This window comes from Streptomyces sp. NPDC051822 (genome assembly GCF_044452745.1).
GTDB lineage: Bacteria > Actinomycetota > Actinomycetes > Streptomycetales > Streptomycetaceae > Streptomyces.
Genome location: NZ_JBITBZ010000008.1, coordinates 272,121 through 289,366, shown reverse-complemented (window position 1 = coordinate 289,366; position 17,246 = coordinate 272,121). Strand labels below are relative to the sequence as shown.

General features: G+C 72.7%; 15 protein-coding genes. 6 read left to right on the top strand and 9 right to left on the bottom strand.

The window, feature by feature from the left end; all coding sequences use genetic code 11:
* The first annotated feature begins 186 nt into the window (after positions 1–186).
* The 3 genes from ACIA8N_RS24690 to ACIA8N_RS24680 all read left to right on the top strand — a co-directional run bounded on the left by ACIA8N_RS24690 (position 187) and on the right by ACIA8N_RS24680 (position 3,372).
* Positions 187–750, top strand: coding sequence for a dihydrofolate reductase family protein (locus ACIA8N_RS24690; protein WP_365783767.1), 564 nt, complete (start codon positions 187–189; stop codon positions 748–750).
* Between the two features lie 104 nt (positions 751–854).
* Entirely contained in the window at positions 855–1,739 is an 885-nt protein-coding gene (locus tag ACIA8N_RS24685) for a GNAT family N-acetyltransferase (protein ID WP_365783770.1), read from the top strand.
* A gap of 79 nt (positions 1,740–1,818) precedes the next feature.
* On the top strand, positions 1,819–3,372 hold the full coding sequence (locus tag ACIA8N_RS24680; protein WP_365783772.1) for an alpha/beta hydrolase: 1,554 nt from the start codon (positions 1,819–1,821) through the stop codon (positions 3,370–3,372).
* A 240-nt stretch (positions 3,373–3,612) separates the two neighbouring features.
* Here the strand turns inward: ACIA8N_RS24680 and ACIA8N_RS24675 are convergent, their stop codons facing one another.
* The 3 genes from ACIA8N_RS24675 to ACIA8N_RS24665 form a co-directional block, all read right to left on the bottom strand.
* The gene (locus ACIA8N_RS24675) at positions 3,613–4,845 is read right to left on the bottom strand and encodes an FG-GAP-like repeat-containing protein (RefSeq protein WP_365783774.1); all 1,233 of its coding nucleotides are present in this window, start codon (positions 4,843–4,845) and stop codon (positions 3,613–3,615) included.
* A gap of 113 nt (positions 4,846–4,958) precedes the next feature.
* Entirely contained in the window at positions 4,959–5,954 is a 996-nt protein-coding gene (locus ACIA8N_RS24670; protein ID WP_365783776.1) for an alpha/beta hydrolase, read from the bottom strand.
* Positions 5,955–6,557: 603 nt separating this feature from the next.
* Complete coding sequence (locus ACIA8N_RS24665; RefSeq protein ID WP_030219093.1) at positions 6,558–7,247, bottom strand: metal-dependent transcriptional regulator; 690 nt, start codon at positions 7,245–7,247, stop codon at positions 6,558–6,560.
* A 150-nt stretch (positions 7,248–7,397) separates the two neighbouring features.
* Between ACIA8N_RS24665 and ACIA8N_RS24660 the strand changes: the two genes are divergently transcribed.
* On the top strand, positions 7,398–8,153 hold the full coding sequence (locus ACIA8N_RS24660; protein WP_365783779.1) for an SIS domain-containing protein: 756 nt from the start codon (positions 7,398–7,400) through the stop codon (positions 8,151–8,153).
* A gap of 30 nt (positions 8,154–8,183) precedes the next feature.
* On the opposite strand, the gene ACIA8N_RS24655 is transcribed toward ACIA8N_RS24660, so the two are convergent.
* Positions 8,184–9,515, bottom strand: a complete 1,332-nt coding sequence (locus ACIA8N_RS24655) for a PAS domain-containing protein (protein WP_365783781.1) — start codon at positions 9,513–9,515, stop codon at positions 8,184–8,186.
* Positions 9,516–9,638: 123 nt separating this feature from the next.
* Positions 9,639–10,286, bottom strand: a complete 648-nt coding sequence (gene pdxH, locus ACIA8N_RS24650; protein WP_365783855.1) for a pyridoxamine 5'-phosphate oxidase — start codon at positions 10,284–10,286, stop codon at positions 9,639–9,641.
* Between the two features lie 274 nt (positions 10,287–10,560).
* On the opposite strand from pdxH, the gene ACIA8N_RS24645 reads away from it, so the two are divergent.
* Positions 10,561–11,661 carry a citrate synthase 2 gene (locus ACIA8N_RS24645; protein ID WP_365783783.1) on the top strand — a complete coding sequence of 367 codons (1,101 nt, stop codon included), beginning with the start codon at positions 10,561–10,563 and terminating at the stop codon, positions 11,659–11,661.
* On the opposite strand, the gene ACIA8N_RS24640 is transcribed toward ACIA8N_RS24645, so the two are convergent.
* On the bottom strand, positions 11,640–12,683 hold the full coding sequence (locus tag ACIA8N_RS24640) for an isopenicillin N synthase family oxygenase (RefSeq protein WP_030550054.1): 1,044 nt from the start codon (positions 12,681–12,683) through the stop codon (positions 11,640–11,642). The two genes, ACIA8N_RS24645 and ACIA8N_RS24640, sit on opposite strands and share 22 nt — an antisense overlap.
* Positions 12,684–13,053: 370 nt before the next feature.
* Between ACIA8N_RS24640 and ACIA8N_RS24635 the strand changes: the two genes are divergently transcribed.
* Complete coding sequence (locus ACIA8N_RS24635) at positions 13,054–14,121, top strand: M4 family metallopeptidase (RefSeq protein WP_365783785.1); 1,068 nt, start codon at positions 13,054–13,056, stop codon at positions 14,119–14,121.
* Between the two features lie 90 nt (positions 14,122–14,211).
* Here ACIA8N_RS24635 and ACIA8N_RS24630 read toward each other — a convergent pair whose 3' ends face one another.
* Genes ACIA8N_RS24630 through ACIA8N_RS24620 form a run of 3 tightly spaced genes read right to left on the bottom strand, consistent with a single transcriptional unit; the run spans position 14,212 to position 17,122 of the window.
* Positions 14,212–14,835 (bottom strand): TetR/AcrR family transcriptional regulator, encoded by a 624-nt coding sequence (locus tag ACIA8N_RS24630; protein ID WP_365783787.1) that lies wholly within the window; start codon positions 14,833–14,835, stop codon positions 14,212–14,214.
* A complete protein-coding gene (locus tag ACIA8N_RS24625) occupies positions 14,823–15,551 on the bottom strand; it encodes an enoyl-CoA hydratase family protein (RefSeq protein WP_365783789.1) in 729 nt (242 codons plus the stop codon). The genes ACIA8N_RS24630 and ACIA8N_RS24625 overlap by 13 nt, the downstream gene beginning before the upstream one ends.
* Positions 15,548–17,122, bottom strand: coding sequence for an AMP-binding protein (locus tag ACIA8N_RS24620; protein ID WP_365783791.1), 1,575 nt, complete (start codon positions 17,120–17,122; stop codon positions 15,548–15,550). Before ACIA8N_RS24620 ends, ACIA8N_RS24625 begins: the two co-directional genes overlap by 4 nt.
* Between the last annotated feature and the right edge of the window lie 124 nt (positions 17,123–17,246).

Below are 17,246 nucleotides of genomic sequence, written 5' to 3'. Positions count from 1 at the left end.
ATCACCGTGCCCGGAGATCGACGAGACGATTCCCGGACCCGGTCTCCTCGCCGTGGCGGGTCGCCGGACACGAACGGGTGGGCGGGGCACGGCCGTCGGGGGTGTCGGGCGCGTGGCCGGGGTGTCGGGTGCGTGGTCGGCCGTAGGCGGTCGTAGGGTCCGTCCTGTTCCCGAGGAGGACTTCTGATGCGCGACGTGACGTACTCGATGAGCGTCTCCCTGGACGGCTACATCGTCGGGCCGGACGGCGACTTCGACTGGACGGTGCCCGGCGACGACGTCTTCCGGTTCTGGATCGACGAGATCCGCGGCGTCGGCGTCCACCTGCTGGGGCGGCGGCTGTACGAGACGATGCTGTATTGGGAGACCGCCGACCAGGACCCCTCGCTCGACGCCCCGACGCGCGAGTGGATCTCGCTGTGGAACCCGCTCCCGAAGGTGGTGTTCTCCACCACCTTGTCGACGGTGCAGGGCAACGCCCGCCTGGCCTCCGGCGGCCTGGCGGAGGAGATCGCACGGCTGCGGGCCGAGCCGGGAGAGGGCGAGATCGCGATCGGCGGCGCGACCCTGGCCGCCCAGGCGGCCGAGGCGGGTCTGATCGACGAGTACCGGACCATGGTCTACCCGGTGCTGGTCGGCGGTGGCATCCCGTACTTCCCCCGGAGCGAGCGCCGAGTGGACCTCGAACTCGTCGAGACCCGCACCTTCAACTCCAGGGTCGTCTACCTCCGGCACCGCGTGACCCGCTAGGGGGTGTCCGTCGATCAACGCCTTCCCTCCCCAGTGCTGTTCTCCGCCGCACGCTTGCCGAAAGGCGGGTGCGGACCGCCGGTGGCGTGGTGTCTGATCGGGGCATGGCGATCGTGTTGGGCAAGGCCGGAGTCGACGGGTTGGGCGAGGCCGTGGGTGCGCTGCGGGAGTGGCAGACCGACGGGGCCCCGATGCAACTGCACACGGGGGATCTGGGCTGGTTCTGGCGGTTCGGAGCAGAGGCGACGGCCGCGGCGGTCAGGACGTGGAGCCGGGACGGACGCATTCTCGCCGTCGGGCTGCTGGACGGTCCCGGCCTCCTACGGCTGACGATGGCGCCGGACGCCCAGCGGGACGAGGAACTGGCGCGGCGACTGGTCGAAGACGTGACGGAGCCGGAGCGCGGCGTGCTGCCCGAGGGGAAGGTGGACATCGAGACGCCGGCCGGTTCACTGGTCCGGGACCTGCTGTTCGAGGACGGCTGGAAGGCCGGTGAGCCGTGGACGCCGCTGCGCCGCGACCTCGCGGAGCCGTTGGGGGATCCGGGCGTGCGGATCGAGGTGGTCGGGCCGGAGACGGCGTACGTGCGGGCCGCCGTACAGCGGGCATCGTTCGACGGGTCGACGTTCACGGAGGACCACTGGCACACGATGGCGGCCGGACTGCCGTACGCCGACGCCGACGCCCGGTGTCTCGTCGCGTACGACGACCGGGACAACGCGGTCGCGGCCGTGACGGTGTGGTCGGCCGGCCCGGGCAGGCCCGGGTTGCTCGAACCGATGGGTGTGCACCGGGACCACCGCGGACACGGCTACGGCAGGGCCGTCAGCGTGGCCGCGGCGGCCGCACTCCAGGAGCTGGGCTCGTCGAGCGCGATCGTCTTCACCCCGAGCGGTAACGTCGGCGCCCTCGCCACCTACCGCTCAGCGGGCTTCCGGCAACGCCCCGAGGTCCAGGACCAACGCCGGGACGACGCCCTGGACACCTGAGATTTCTGGGGGTCGACCCTCAGCCCGTTTCGGGGTCTTCCCGGAGTTGCCGAGGTGTCCGCCGACCTAGCGTGAAGACATGGCAACTTCCGTACGCACCAAGGTCGTCGCGGCCTGCGCGGCGATGCTCGCCGTCACCGCCACCTCCGTAAGCGCCGCCACCGCCGCCACCGCCACAAGCGCCGCCGCCCGCTCGGACCCGCTCGCCCGTTTCCACGGCCAGCACCTCGACTGGCACACCTGCGCCCTCGGCGCCGACGACGAGCTCGGCCGGAGCCTGGACGCCGCCGGGGCCGACTGCGCCGACGTCACCGTGCCGCTCGACTACACCGACCCCGGCGGCCGCACCATCACCGTCGCCTTATCCCGCCTGAAGGCCACCGACACCGCCCACCGCATCGGCCCCCTGCTGCTCAACGACGGCGGGCCGGCCGGGCCCAGCCTCCACATGCCGCTCACCAAGTCCGAGGTGATGGGGGACGTCGCCGACCGCTACGACCTGATCGGCATGGACCCGCGCTTCGTCGGCCGCAGCACCCCGCTGGACTGCGGCTGGGACCTCGGCTCCGCGCTCTTCCGCTCCGCGGGCTCCGACCGGGCCGCGTACCGCGACGAGGTCGCCGTCGCGCGCGAGCTGGCCGGGCGGTGCGAGCGCGCCCACGGCGACGTGCTGCCGTACGTCACCACCCGCAACACCGCCCGCGACATGGACGTCATCCGTGCCGCCCTCAGTGAGGACGCCCTCTCCTACCTCGGCTACTCGTACGGCGGCTACCTCGGCCAGGTCTACACCCAGCTCTTCCCCGGCCGCACCGACCGCATGGTGCTCGACGGCGTCAACCCTCCGCAGCGCTACGACCAGAACCTGCTGCGCGGCGCCGAGGCCGCCAACGAGGCGGCCCTGCGCGCCTGGGCGTCGTGGACCGCCGCACGGCACGACACCTACGGGCTCGGCGCCACGCGCGCCGAGGTCCTGGCGACGGTCCGGCACATCCTCGACGCCGCCGCACAGAAACCGCTGCGGATCGGGAAGACCCACCAGCTGGACGAGCACGTCCTCCCCGCCCTCCTCATCGGCGGCCTCGGCAGCGACCTCGACAGAAACCGCACCGCCCTGGCCTCGACCGTCCGCATACTGGCGCGCGCCGCCGACCGGCAGCCGGTCGAGCCGTCCGAGGCGCTCGCCGGGCAACTGGAGTTCCTGCTGACCGGGGCGGGCTCGGCCGCCTCGAGCCAGATGACCGCGATCATCTGCGGCGACGTCGCCGAGCGGCGCGGCACAGGCAGCTACTGGCACGCCGTCCAGACGTCCCGCGAGCGGTTCCCCCTCGCCGGGCCCCTGGCCGGCAACATCACCCCCTGCGAGTTCTGGGACCGTCCCGCCGAGCCGCCGACCGTGCTCGACAACGACGTCCCGGCCCTGCTCGTCGCCGCCACCGGCGACCCCCGCACCCTTTACGTCGGCGCCCGGGCCGTACGCGAGCAGTGGCCGAGCTCCCGCCTCCTCACCGCGAACGGCGCCCGCCAGCACGGCCTGTACGGCGAGTACGGCAACACGTGCGTGGACACCCACGTCAACACGTACCTGCGCACCGGCCGACTCCCCGCACACGACCTGTCCTGCGAGGCGTAGCTCCTGGCCCGGTTCACCGGCTCAAGCACACCAGGTCGTCCAGGGCCGCGCGTGTGCCGTTGAAGACGTCCGCGTTCCCATGCAGTCGTCAAGGAACGACTTCCGGGTGTAGATGACCGGCTTCCGGTTGGGTTTCTGAGCTGGGCGGATGCCCTCGCCGCTGGGACGGGGGTGGGATGCCGTGAGGGCCCCCACCCGGACGGGTGGAGGCCCTCACAGCGCTTGACTACGACTGTCGGATCAGAAGGCGCCGTTCAGCCACCACCAGTCGGCGTCCTCCGGGAGGCCCGCGTTCAGCCCGCCGGTGCCCTTGCCGCCGTAGAGGACCAGGCAGCCCACGCCCATGCAGCCCTCGCCGCTGTAGCCGCTGGTGGTGACACCGGCGAGGTCGTTGTGGCCGTCGGCGTTGAAGTCGCCGACGGCGAGGATCGTCTCCATGACGTTCCAGCCGCCGGTGCCGATCAGCACGCGCGAGCCGAGGGCGCCGGTGCTGGTGGCGGGGTAGAACCACAGCTTGCCCGTGGAGGCCTCGCGGGCGATCAGGTCGGCCCGGCCGTCGCTGTTCATGTCACCCGGTGCTACGAGGGTGTTCATCGCGTTCCAGCCGCCGCTGCCGACCAGCTTGCGCGCGCCCAGGGTGCCCGTCGACGTGCCCGGGTAGAGCCAGAGCTTGCCGGTGGACTTCTCGACCGCGAGGAGGTCCGCCCGGGCGTCGCCGGTCAGGTCGCCGAACGCGGTGATCTTGGTCATGGCGTTCCAGCCGCCGGAGCCGATCAGCTTGCGGCTGCCGAGGGCGCCGGTACCGGTTCCGGGGTAGAGCCAGAGCTTCCCGGTGGCCGCCTCGCGGGCGATCACGTCCTCGCGGCCGTCACGGCTGAAGTCCCCGTGGCGGGTGAGGGTGTTCATGGCGTTCCAGCCGCCGCTGCCGACCATCCGGCCCGTCTCGTCACCGGGCAGGAACCAGAGGCGGCCCGCCCTGTCCCGCACGATGACGTCCGCCTTCCGGTCGCCGTTCATGTCGCCGAACCCGGCGGCCTTGGGCGCGGTGGCGGAATTCCACTCCGGGTACGCGGGCATGGAGCACTCCCGCTGGGTGGGCACGAACTTCACGGAGCTGACGGAGTAGCTTCCGGGGCCGCCCCAGTCCGTGAGTTCGGGGTCCGGGGCCCGGTCGCTGTGGTCGACGCCGTAGGGGTCGGCGTAGTTCGGCGCGTCGTACATGCAGACGAACTTGTTCGTGCGGTTGGCGATCGTGCGGAACGTGTTGTCCCAGGCGCCCAGCGTCGGCGCGTTCACGTTCGTCTTGTACATCGTGCCGGTGGCGTTGTCCGTCTTCCAGGCGCAGAAGTAGCCCCGCGGGCAGTCCTGGACCACGGCCTGCGCGGGCGCCGCGCCCGCGCCGAGAAAGCCGGCCGACGTGAGCCCCAGCGCCGTGGCCAGCGTGGCCAGGCGCCGCAGCATGGATGTGCGCATGCGTTTCCTCCCTGAGGCGGCGCGGAGTAGGCCTCGGACGCGCCGCGAGAGGGACGGTATCCGGCCGTACGATCCACGCCGACCCGGGGGTGCCCCTCGCCCGGAATGCCGGTCTACGGCGTCAGGACGCCGTTCAGGAAGGGCTCGACGGCCTCCGCCCAGGCCTCCGGGTGCTCGTAGTGGAGGAGGTGGCCGGCGTCGGGGATCTCCGCGTACTCCCCGTGGGGGAGCACCCGGACCATCTCCTGGGCCTCGGCGCGGCCCAGTTCGCCGTCCAGGCCGCGTACGACCAGGGTGGGGCAGCGGACCTGGGCGAGCGACTCCCAGTGGGCGTCGTGCACCCATGTCGCGCGGGACGTCAGCATCTGCCACGGGTCGAAGACCGGGCGCCAGCCGTCGGGGTGCTCCGTCATCACCTCGGCGAAGAAGGCGCCCCTGGCCGGGTTGGGGCGCTCCACCCACGCGTCCTCCTCGCCGAACCAGCGGCGGACGGCGTCGAGCGACGGGAAGGGGGCGGGCCAGCTGCGGAACCAGTCCTGCCAGGCGCGCTGCGAGGCGGCGCCGAGGGCCGAGGCCCGCATGTCGCAGATGACCAGGGCGCGGACCAGGTCGGGGCGCTCGGCGGCGAGTTGCCATGCGGTGAGGGCGCCCATGGAGTGGCCGACGAGGGTGACCGGGCCCAGGCCGAGCTGCTCGACGGCGGCGGCCGCGTCCGCCACGTACGCCTCGCGGGTGAAGGCGCCCGTGGCGGGCTTCTCGCTCGCGCCGTGGCCGCGCTGGTCGAGGGCGACGACGCGGTGGCCGGCGGTGAGGCGGCGCGCGGCGGGCGCCCAGTGGGCGGCGTGGCCCATCAGGCCGTGGAGGAGTAAAACACCCGGGCCGGTGGCGACCTGGGGGGCCGTGGTGCCCTGCGGGACGGTGGTGGCCCGTGGGGCGGTGTGCGGAGTGGACTGCGGTACCGGCGTCTGCGGTACGGGGACCTGGCCGCCCGTGTCCCGGGACGGCTGGCGGGCGATCCGTGCGGTCGTGGTCGTCCCGGGTCCGGGCGTGAAGTCCCAGGCCGCCAGCCTTACGCCGTCGGCCCCGGTGACGTCGAGTCGTCGCGCCATCCCTGGCACCCCCTCTGCTTCCCGTCGAACCCCGCCAGACTATCGAACTCGCATTCGAAAATGCGCTCCTGCCACCCAACACCCCTCGTTCGAGTGACAGGCCTCAAGGATTGACGGCCGCTGCCGAGGGGAGATCTTCAACGGGAGGCGGACCGCTCGGGGAAAACGGTCCGAAGGGAACGACCTTGAGAGCTCGGGGCTCCAGGTCGGATCAGGGGAGGACAGGCCCCGGCGCCCCAGGGCGCCGGGGCCCTCTGTCGTCCAGACCCGTTCACCCGCCGGGGCGTTCGGCATCCGGCGTACGGAATCCGTCCGTCGCATGACCCCCACCCCTCCCCGCATCGCACCGCTCAGTCCAGCGTGGCACGACGAGGGCGCGCGCGTGGCCATTCCGGCGTAAACGGGGCGCACGGCGGGAAGTTGACGCCCAGGGAGGCGTGGGTACGGCTCCGCGACCTCGCCCTGATCGTCTGAGCCTCAGCCAGGAGGGCGGGTAGGCGGGTGAGTACGCGAGGAACCCTCGGGCTCCTCCGGCTCGGCGTGCTGGGGATCGCCGCCCCCTTCCGCTGACGCGGAGGGACGGCCGACCCCCGGCACGACCGGTCAGCGCTTCGCCACGAACACGTGCGCCGCGACGTCCGAGTCCAGCTCGGCCGCCTCGCCGCCGCTGCCCACCAGGACACCGCCCGGCGACTCCGTCACCGACACCACGGAGCCGGGCTGCACGCCCGCCCTCCGCAGCGTGTACATCAGCTGGGCGTCCGTCTGGATCGGCTCGCCGATCCGGCGGACGACCACCGTCTTGCCGTCGCTCGCGTCCAGCTCCGCGAGCGACACCATCGAGTCGTCGAGGAAGGCCTCCGCCTCCGCCTTCTCGCCGAGCTCCTCAAGGCCCGGGATCGGGTTCCCGTACGGCGACTCCGTCGGGTGACGCAGCAGCTCCAGGACCCTCCGCTCCACGGCCTCGCTCATCACGTGCTCCCAGCGGCAGGCCTCCGCGTGCACCTGCTCCCACTCCAGGCCGATCACGTCGACGAGCAGGCACTCCGCGAGGCGGTGCTTGCGCATGACGCGGGTGGCGAGGCGGCGGCCCTCGTCCGTCAGCTCCAGATGGCGGTCACTCGCCACGGCCACCAGGCCGTCGCGCTCCATCCGGGCCACGGTCTGGCTGACCGTCGGGCCGCTCTGGTCGAGCCGCTCGGCGATCCGGGCGCGCATGGGGACCACACCTTCCTCCTCAAGCTCGAGGATGGTGCGGAGGTACATCTCCGTTGTGTCGATCAGTCCGGACATACGTGCCCCTCGATGAGTCGTGCGCTGGCCCTGCCCCAATTCTGACGCATCGCGCCGACAACCGGGCCGCACGACCGAAGGGCGGTATTGACAGAGCAATGGTCCAGACCGCACCGTGATCCGCGACCACGACGCAAAGGAGCCGCCGCCATGGGCGAGAGCAAGCTGGCCGGACAGTTCTTCGACGCCGCGATCGGCCTGCTCAAGGAGGTCCGCGACGGGGACTCCGAAGAGGTCGCCGCCGCCGGTGCCGCCATCGCCGAGGCCGTGGCGAACGGCAACCGCCTCTTCGCGTTCGGCGCGGGCCACTCCTCCCTCGCCGCCCAGGACGTCGTCTACCGGGCCGGCGGCCTCGCCCTCATGAACCTGCTCGTCGTCCCCGGCGTCGTCGGCGTCGACGTCATGCCGGCGACGCTCGGCTCCGCCCTCGAACGCGTCGACGGACTCGCCGGAGCCGTCCTGGACTCCTCCCCCGCCAAGGCCGGCGACGTCCTGGTCATCATCTCCCTCTCCGGACGCAACGCCCTGCCGGTGGAGATGGCCATGAACGCCCGCGCGCTCGGCCTCACCGTCATCGGCGTCACCTCGGTGGCGTACGCGACGGAGACCAAGTCGCGGCACGTCTCGGGGACCTACCTCAAGGACCACTGCGACATCGTCCTCGACTCCCGGATCGCCGTCGGCGACGCCGAACTCACCCACGAGGGCATCGAGGCCCCCTTCGCGCCCGCCTCCACCGTCGTCACCAGCGCCCTCATGCAGGCCACGATGGCCGCCGCCGCCGAGGACCTCGTCCGGCGCGGCATCGAGCCGCCGCTGCTGCGCTCCGGGAACGTCGACGGCGGGCACGAGTGGAACGGCCGCGTGATGACCGAGTACGGCGACCGGATCTTCTACCGGCACTAGGCAGAGGCAGTAGGCAGTAGGCAGTAGGCACTAGGCCTCCGGGCGGTCCCCCAGGTCCAGCGCCGCCGCCACCCTCGCCGCCACCGACTCCGCGAAGACCACGTCGTCCCGCTCGAAGGGCGCCCTGCGGGCGTCCCGCAGGAACGTCAGGACGCCGAGGGTCCGGCCCCGGGAGCGCAGCGCCACGCACACCGCGTGCGCGGCCTCGCCCGGCCACTGGTGGGCCTCCGCCCACACCTCGGCCGTCCGGCCCGCGCTCGCCCGTACCGTGCCCGCCCGGTCCCAGGCCTGCAGTGCCGGATGCCTCGGCCCGTACCGCAGCGGGATGCCGCCGCCCACGACCGGCGAGGCGGGGCCGGGGGCGCCCGCCGGAGTCGCCAGGGTCCGGGTCAGGCGCCGCTCCCCCGCGACCCGGTCGACCAGTGCGTGGTCGGCGAACCCGGCGAGCGCGAAGTCGAGCAGCACCGCCGCCGCCTCCGCCGGGTCCTCGCACTCCGCCGCCGCCGCGCCCGCCCGGTGCAGCTGACTCCACCGGAACCGCAGCCGGTCCGCCTCCCGCGCCGCGAGGCGCTCCTCCGTCACGTCCTGGAACAGCCAGGCCACACCCAGCGGCACCGGCTCCTCCGCCATCGGCGACGACAGCCGCAGGAAGCCGCTGCGCCAGCACCGGCGCCGCTCCCCCGTCGTCGTCCGGATGGTCACCCACACCTCGGCCGGCGCGGACGGGCTGCCCTCCGCCAGGACGTGCTGGAGCGCGCCCTCCAGCTCCTCCGCGCCCTGCACGACGACGTCACCGAGCGGGCGCCCGAGCAGGGCCGTACGGCCGGTTCCGAAGGCGCGGGCCGCGTGGCCGTTGACCATGGCGGGGCGCAGATCGGCGTCGACGAGCACGACCCCCCAGGAGGCGTCCTCGAAAAGGGCCTCGCTGAGGGCCACCGAGCGTTCCAGGTCGAGCTGGACGTGGACCTCGCTGAACGCGCAGTAGACCCCCGCGGGCCTGCCGTCCGCGCCGCGCACCCCGGCGGCCTGGCTCCGTACGAGTACCCGGCCGCCGTCCTTGCGGAGCAGCGCCAGCTCGTGGACCTGCCGCCCGGGGCCCCTCATGGCGCCCATGACCCGCCGCAGGGTCTCCTCCGCGTCGGCGCTGCGCGCCGCCCACCCTTCGAAGCCGCGCCGCCCGACGGCCTCTTCCGCGGACCATCCGAGGATCCGCTCGGCCTCGCGGTTCCAGTGTGTGACCGTCCCGTCGGCGTCGAAGGCGCAGAGCGCCGCGTCCATCCCGTCGAGCAGCGCCGCCAGCAGATCGGCCCCCGCCCCGGGAACGGAGGCGGTCTCGCTCGCGGACCCCGTGAAAGCACTCATGCCGCACCCCCCATGCTGCGGCCATTCAACTGGAACGTGACGCAGAGCACATCGGCTTCACCGAAATCGTTGCATCGCGGAAACAGAGTTGCATCGCGGAAACAGAGGGGTACGCGCGCGTGCTCAGGGCGCGAGGCGCTCCACCCGCCAGGTCACGTCGCCCTGAGCGTCCTGCACGTCCTCGCGGACGTAGCGCAGGCGGTCGTGGAGGCGGTTCTCGTGGCCCTGCCAGAACTCGACCGCGTCCGGGACGACCCTGATGCCGCCCCACTCCGGAGGCACCGGCACCTGGGTGCCCTCGGGGTAGCGCGCGGCCAGTTCCTCGTACCGGGCGAGGAGTTCGGCGCGGGAGGCGATCACCGAGGACTGGCGGCTCGCCCAGGCGCCGAGCTGGGAGCCGTGCGGGCGGGTGCGGAAGTAGGCGACGGTCTCGTCGCGGCCGACGCGCTCGGCGCGGCCCGTGACGATGATCTGCCGGGCCAGCGGGTGCCAGGGGAAGAGCAGCGAGGCGTACGGGTTGGCCGCGAGTTCCGCGCCCTTGCGGGAGTCGTAGTTGGTGAAGAAGACGAAGCCGGCCCGGTCGTAGTGCTTCAGGAGGACCGTCCGGGAGGACGGCCGGCCCTCGGGCGTGGCGGTGGAGACGATCATCGCGTTCGGCTCGTGGATCGCCGGGTTCTCGGCGGTCTCCTTGAACCATCGGGTGAACTGCGCGATCGGCTCGGGCGCGAGGTCGGCCGAGGAGAGTTCCGTGGTGCGGTACTGCTCGCGCATGTCGGCGGGATCCAGTGCGTCATTCGCGGTGTCGGTCACGGGGCCATCCTGCCGCAGCGGCTCGCCCTGCCCGGCACCGAGGCGTCCTGGCGCAGCGGCTCAGTTTGCCCGGCACCGCGTTCCATCAACCCATACTCGCCGGATCGGCGCAGTGTGCCGGATGTCACGCTTCCCCGCATCATCGGAACCGTACAGACTCTTGGGCTGGACGACTGTTGCATTCCCACCATCGACCAGCATCCGGTTGATCGATCATCGATAGAGGAGCCGCCTGATGTCCGACTTCGTACCCGGGCTCGAGGGAGTCGTCGCGTTCGAGACGGAGATCGCCGAACCCGACAAGGAAGGCGGCGCCCTCCGGTACCGCGGCGTCGACATCGAGGACCTCGTCGGTCACGTCTCGTTCGGCAACGTCTGGGGCCTGCTCGTCGACGGCGCCTTCAACCCCGGGCTGCCCGCCGCCGAGCCGTTCCCCATCCCGGTGCACTCCGGCGACATCCGTGTCGACGTGCAGTCCGCGCTCGCCATGCTCGCCCCCGTGTGGGGCCTCAAACCGCTCCTCGACATCTCCGTCGAGCAGGCCCGCGACGACCTCGCCCGCGCGGCCGTGATGGCCCTCTCGTACGTCGCCCAGTCCGCGCGCGGCCAGGGCCAGCCCATGGTCCCGCAGAGCGAGATCGACAAGGCCGAGTCCGTCGTCGAGCGCTTCATGATCCGCTGGCGCGGCGAGCCCGACCCCAAGCACGTCAAGGCCGTCGACGCCTACTGGACCTCCGCCGCCGAGCACGGCATGAACGCCTCCACGTTCACCGCGCGCGTGATCGCCTCCACCGGCGCCGACGTGGCCGCCTCCCTCTCCGGCGCCGTCGGCGCCATGTCGGGCCCGCTGCACGGCGGCGCGCCCTCGCGCGTCCTCGGCATGATCGAGGAGATCGAGCGGACCGGCGACGCCGCCGCGTACGTCAGGCAGGCCCTCGACAAGGGCGAGCGCCTGATGGGCTTCGGCCACCGCGTCTACCGCGCCGAGGACCCCCGCGCGCGCGTGCTGCGCCGCACCGCGAAGGAGCTCGACGCCCCGCGCTACGAGGTCGCCGCCGCCCTGGAGAAGGCCGCCCTCGAAGAGCTGCACAACCGCCGGCCCGACCGGATCCTGGCGACGAACGTGGAGTTCTGGGCGGCCATCGTCCTCGACTTCGCCGAGGTCCCCGCGCACATGTTCACGTCGATGTTCAGCTGCGCCCGTACGGCCGGCTGGTCGGCGCACATCCTTGAGCAGAAGCGCACCGGGCGCCTGGTCCGCCCGTCCGCCCGCTACACGGGCCCCGGCAAGCGGGACCCGCGCGACATCGAGGGTTACGCCGACATCGCCGGCTGAGCCTCCGGGTGGAGGAGGAGCTCCGCGTGGTGGCGTGCCGCCACGAGCGGATGGGCGCGGAGCTTCCCCTTCAGGGCGTTGAACCCGTACTCGGCGAACAGCGGGTTCGCCGGGTCATGGGTGACGCCGGGCGCCGTGGCCGCGTGCGGGAAGGCGAGCGGCGCGATCCGGGCGTCGAGCCGCGGGTTGTAGAAGAAGGGCACGGAGAACCGTTCCGTCGCCCCGGGCGGGGACACCACACGGTGGTTCGTCGCCAGCAGGTAGCCGTTCGTGGCCACCTCCAACAGCTCCCCCAGGTTCACGACGAACGCGCCCGGCAGCGGCGGCACGTCATGGAAGTTCCCGTCCTCCCGCTGGACCTGGAGCCCGCCCACCTGGTCCTGGAGCAGCAGGGTGAGGAAGCCGTAGTCCTTGTGCGCGCCGACGCCCTGGTCGTCGCCCTCGCCGCTGCTGCCCGGGTAGCGCACCAGCTTGAGCTGCGGGTGGGCGCGCGGCCCGAAGATGTCGTCGTAGAAGTCCGCCGGCGCGCCGATCGAGGCGAGCAGCTCGTGCAGCAGCCGCTCGGCGACGCCGCTGAGCCGGTCGATCCAGTGCAGGGCGGCGGTGCGCAGCTCGGGGAGCGCGGCCGGCCACTGGTTGGGGCCTTCGAGCCACCAGTACGGGGCTTCCCAGGGCGCGGGGGCGTGCGCGGGGCGCTCGGCGCCGATGTCGAGCTGGTCGCGCCAGTCGCGGGCGCCCTGGGTGCGCTCGTCGCCGATGCGGGTGTAGCCGCGGAAGTGCGGCGAGTTGATGTTGTCGAGGGCGAGCCGGTCGGCCTCGGGCAGCGCGAAGAAGGCGTGCATCGCGGAGGTGAGGGCCCGGGTCTCGGCCTCGGTCACACCGTGCCCGACGAGCTGGAAGAAGCCGACGTCGTGGGCGGCCGAGTGGAGCTGCGCGTGCAGCAGCCGGCGTGCCTGGGGGTCCCGGTCGGCGGCCGAGAGGTCGACGATGGGGAGCTGGGACGGGTACGAGCTGTTCGTCATGGGTGCATCCGCGGGGTGTACGGGTGCCCGGGGCGGCCGCCTGAGGATGGGGCGGGGGCCACGGGTGCCGGTCGGCTTGGGGCTCTGACGTGGGACCCGCAGGGGCGTGGAGTGGTGCCCCGGAAGGTCAGGCGGAGCGGCGACAGCTCATGGTCGTGACGCGGACGAAGTCCACGTGGCGACGGCGTACGAGCGTAGGCATGCGACCAGAGTACTGCGGGCCCGGGAGATCGACTGTGGCCCGGGTCACGTCCGGGGCGGGCCCCTCGGGGGCTGTTCAAAGTGCCGGGCGTACGCGAAGATCGCCGCCACTGCGTGTTGAGTACACGCCAAGCTTCCCGTCGCAGCATCCCATCGCAGGAGGATGTCCATGACCCGCCGCACCTCTCGTGGCCTGGTCGCCGCGGCCGCCGTCACCGTGGCCACCGCCACCGCGGCGCTGCTCCCGTCCACGGGAGCCGTCGCCGCACCGCTGCACACCGCCTCCCAGTCGGCCGCCGCGCTGCCGCAGGCCCGCGTCTTCATGGTGAACCCGGTCCAGTCCACCGGCGACCAGTCCCTCGCCGACCACAAGGACGCCGCGAGCGACGTCCCCGCCTCCGCGTACACCCTCGCCACGCTGCGCAACCTCGACGCGAGCGGCGGCCTCTCCGGCAAGTGGGCCGCCGTCCGCTCCGAGACCGGCAAGCCCGCCACGGTCGCCGCCGCCACCTCGTACGACCGCTCCGACGACGAGTTCGAGCAGGTCATGGCGTACTTCTGGGTCAACGAGGCGCAGGAGTACCTCCAGGGCCTCGGCTTCGGCACCGAGCTGCCCGGGGCCAACGACCGCGTGCAGCCGGTCCGGCTCAACCAGTGGGGCGCCGACAACTCCTACTTCACCGACAAGAAGGCCGAGATCCGCCTCGGCAAGGGCGGCGTGGACGACGCCGAGGACGCCGAGGTCGTCGTCCACGAGTACGGCCACGCCGTGCACCACGCCCAGGTCCCCGGCTTCGGCACGACCGCGGAGTCCGGCGCGATCGGCGAGGCCTTCGGCGACTACCTGGCCATGGCCGTCGGAACGCACGCCGTCGGCAGGTACGGCTGGCCGATGAAGGCCGACGCGGCCTGCGTCGCCGACTGGGACGCCACCGGCTACAGCACGGCCCCGCACTGCCTGCGCCGCCTCGACGGCACCAAGACGTACGCGGACCGGACGGGCCAGGTCCACGCCGACGGCCAGATCTGGTCCCGGGCGCTCCTCGACATCCACACCTCGCTCGGCGCGCGCACCGCCGGCCGGATCATCGTGAACGCGCAGTTCGGCTTCGCGCCCGACACCAGCTTCGAGGCGGCGGCCCGGACGACGATCGCGACGGCGGAGCGGATGTACGGGGCGGACGCGGCGGCAGCCGTACGGGACGCCTTCCGGGCCCGCGAGATCCCGGGGGTCTGAGGGGCTTGAATCCGCCAGGCCTAAGCCGTCAGGGCTAAGCCGTCAGGGCTAAGCCGTCAGGGCTAAGCCGTCAGGGCTAAGCCGTCAGGGCTAAGCCGTCAGGGCTTCGTTCACGAGTCGCGCCCACTGGGACACCACCCGTTCCCGGCGGGCGCGGTCGTCCGTCAGGAGGGTGGCGAGGCCCAGGCCCCGCGCCATGTCCAGAAGGCCCTGGACGGTCTCCCGTACACCCGGCCGGGACTCGTCGGCGCCGAGCACCTCGACGGCGATGCGGTGGGACTCGCGGCCGACACGGGCCTCCAGCTCCGCGACCCGGTCGCGGAGCTGGTCCTCGTTGGCGGCGGCGACCCACAGGTGGAGGGCGGCCCGGAAGAGGGGGCCCGTGTAGAGGTCGACGATGCCGGAGACGGCCTGCTCCCGGTTGTCGGACGGGAGGGCGCGCAGCGCTTGGGAGCGCTCCTCCGCGACGTACTCGACGGCCGCCGTGAACAGGTCCTCGCGGGTCGGGAAGTGGTGCTGGGCGGCGCCCCGGGAGACGCCGGCCCGTTCCGCGACGACGGCGACCGTGGAACCCGCCCAGCCGTGCTCGGCCAGGCAGGCCACGGCGGCCTCCAGGAGCCGCTGCCGGGTGGCGCGGCTCCGGTCCTGCTTGGGATTCCGTTCCTGCCTGGGGTTCCGGTCCGGCTGCCGGTCAGGTGCGGTCAGAGCCGCCATGCGGGGTCCCGTCGTTCGAGGAAGGCCGTCATCCCCTCGCGCGCCTCGGCGGAGGCGAAGAGCGTGGCCGACGTCCGCACCAGGTCCTCCGCGTCGCGTTCGAAGGTCTCCAGGACTCTAGCGGTGACCAGCCGCTTGGCCTCCCGCAGGCCCTGCGGGGAGGCGGCGCGCAGGGAGTCGAGGATGCCGGGAAGGTCCTCGTCGCCCGCCGTCACGAGCCCCATGGCGACGGCCTCGGGCACGCCGAACCGCTCCCCCGTCAGGTAGTGGCGGGCCGCGGCGCGCGGTTCCAGCTTCGGCAGGAGGGTGAGGGAGATGACGGCGGGCGCGACCCCGATCCGTACCTCCGTGAGGGCGAAGTCCGCGCCCTCCCCGGCCAGCACGATGTCGCAGGCACCGAGCAGCCCGAGGCCGCCGGCCCGGGTGTGCCCGCCGGCGGTGACATGGCCGACGACCGGCTTCGGCAGCTCGACGATCTGCCGGAGCAGGTCCACGAAGGTGTACGGGCTGGGCGGTGCCTTCAGGTCGGCGCCCGCGCTGAAGGTCGTCCCGGTGTGGGTGAGGACGACGGCCCGGACGTCCGGATCCTTGCCGCAGGCGGTGAGCGCGTCGGCGAGTTCGGTGACGAGCGGCGCGGACAGCGCGTTGCGGGTGGCCGGGGAGTCCAGGGCGAGGGTGGTGATGCCCCGCTCCTCGGTGACGGCGACCAGGGTCATGTGCGGTCCCTCAATTCCCTACGGAGGATCTTCCCGGACGCTGCCCGGGGGACGGTGTCGATGAACTCGACGCTGCGGACTTTCTTGTACGGGGCGACGCGGGCGGCGACGTGCGCCATGACGTCCTCGGCGGAGAGGTCCGGCGCGGCCGGCTGGCGTACGACGAAGGCCTTGGGTATCTCGGTGCCCTCGGCGTCGGTGACGCCGATGACGGCGGCGTCGGCGATGCCGTCGTGGGTGAGGAGGAGCGCTTCGAGTTCGGCGGGGGCGACCTGGAAGCCCTTGTACTTGATGAGCTCCTTGACGCGGTCGACGACGAACAGCCAGCCGTCGGCGTCGACCCGCCCGATGTCGCCGGTGTGCACCCAGCCGTCGGCGTCGATCATGGCGGCGGTGGCGTCGGGGCGTCCGAGGTAGCCCTTCATGACCTGCGGCCCCCGGATGGCGACCTCGCCCTCCTCGCCCGGGGCGGCGTCCTTCGACGGGTCGTCGAGGGAGAGGATCCGCATCTCGGTGGAGGGCAGCAGCCGGCCGACGGTGCCGGGCGGCGGGTTCGCGGCGTCGAGGGGGACGACGTGGGTGCCCGGGGACAGCTCCGTCATGCCGTACGCCTGGAGGACCGGCGGCAGCCCGAGCCGCGCCGAACAGGCCTCGGCGAGGGCCGCGTCGAGCGGGGCGGCGGCGCTGACGATGTACTCCAGGGAGGACAGGTCGTAGTCGGCGACGGCCGGGTGCTTGGCGAGGGCGAGGACGATCGGCGGGGCCACGTACAGGCCGTTGATGCGGTGCTTCTGGATGGCGGCGAGGAAGGTGTCGAGCTCGAAGCGGGGCAGGACGACGACGGTGGCGCCCTGGCGCAGCGGCGCGTTCATGAGCGCGGTGAGCCCGTAGATGTGGAAGAAGGGCAGCACGGCGAGGATGCGGTCCCCCGGTCCCATCGGGATGACCGGCTCCAGCTGTGCCAGGTTGGTGGCGATGGAGGCGTGCGTGAGCATCACGCCCTTGGGGACGCCGGTGGTGCCGGAGGAGTACGGGAGGGCGGCGACGTCCTCGTCCGGGTCGACGTCGATCTCGGGCACGGGTCCGGTGGAACCGAGGAACGCCTGCAACGACCGCACGTCTCCCGGCTCCGCCTGGTCGCAGACGAAGATCTCCTCGATCCCGCCCGCGAGTTCTGCGGCGGCGCGGGCGGAGGCGAGCAGCGGCGACACGGTCACGATCCAGCGCGCGGCGGAGTCCCGGAGCTGCTTGGCGAACTCCTCGGGCGTGGCGAGCGGGTGCACGGTGGTGACGGCGGCCCCGGCACGCGTGGCGGCGTAGAAGGCGACGGGGAACAGCACGGTGTTGGGACTGTGCAGCGCCAGCACGTCCCCCTTCCGCACCCCTGCCTCGGCGAGCCCGGCGGCCACGAGCCGGTGGAAGGCGTCGACCTGTCCGTACGTGAGGGTGAGCTCGCCGGTCCCGTCGATCAGCGCGGGCAGGTCGCCGCGCTCGGCGGCGCGGCCGAGGACGGCGTCGTGGATGGGGAGGGAGACGGTGGACACGTTCTCGTACTCACTGCGGAACACCATGCGTTGCCCCCTGAGCGGTGGAAGGTGATCGCCAGGATCGCTCGTGCCGGTACGGCTTGGGGAGACCCTGGCAGCACTCCATCGAAACAATCAAGCACGCCTGCATGATTCTTGGGAACGCCGC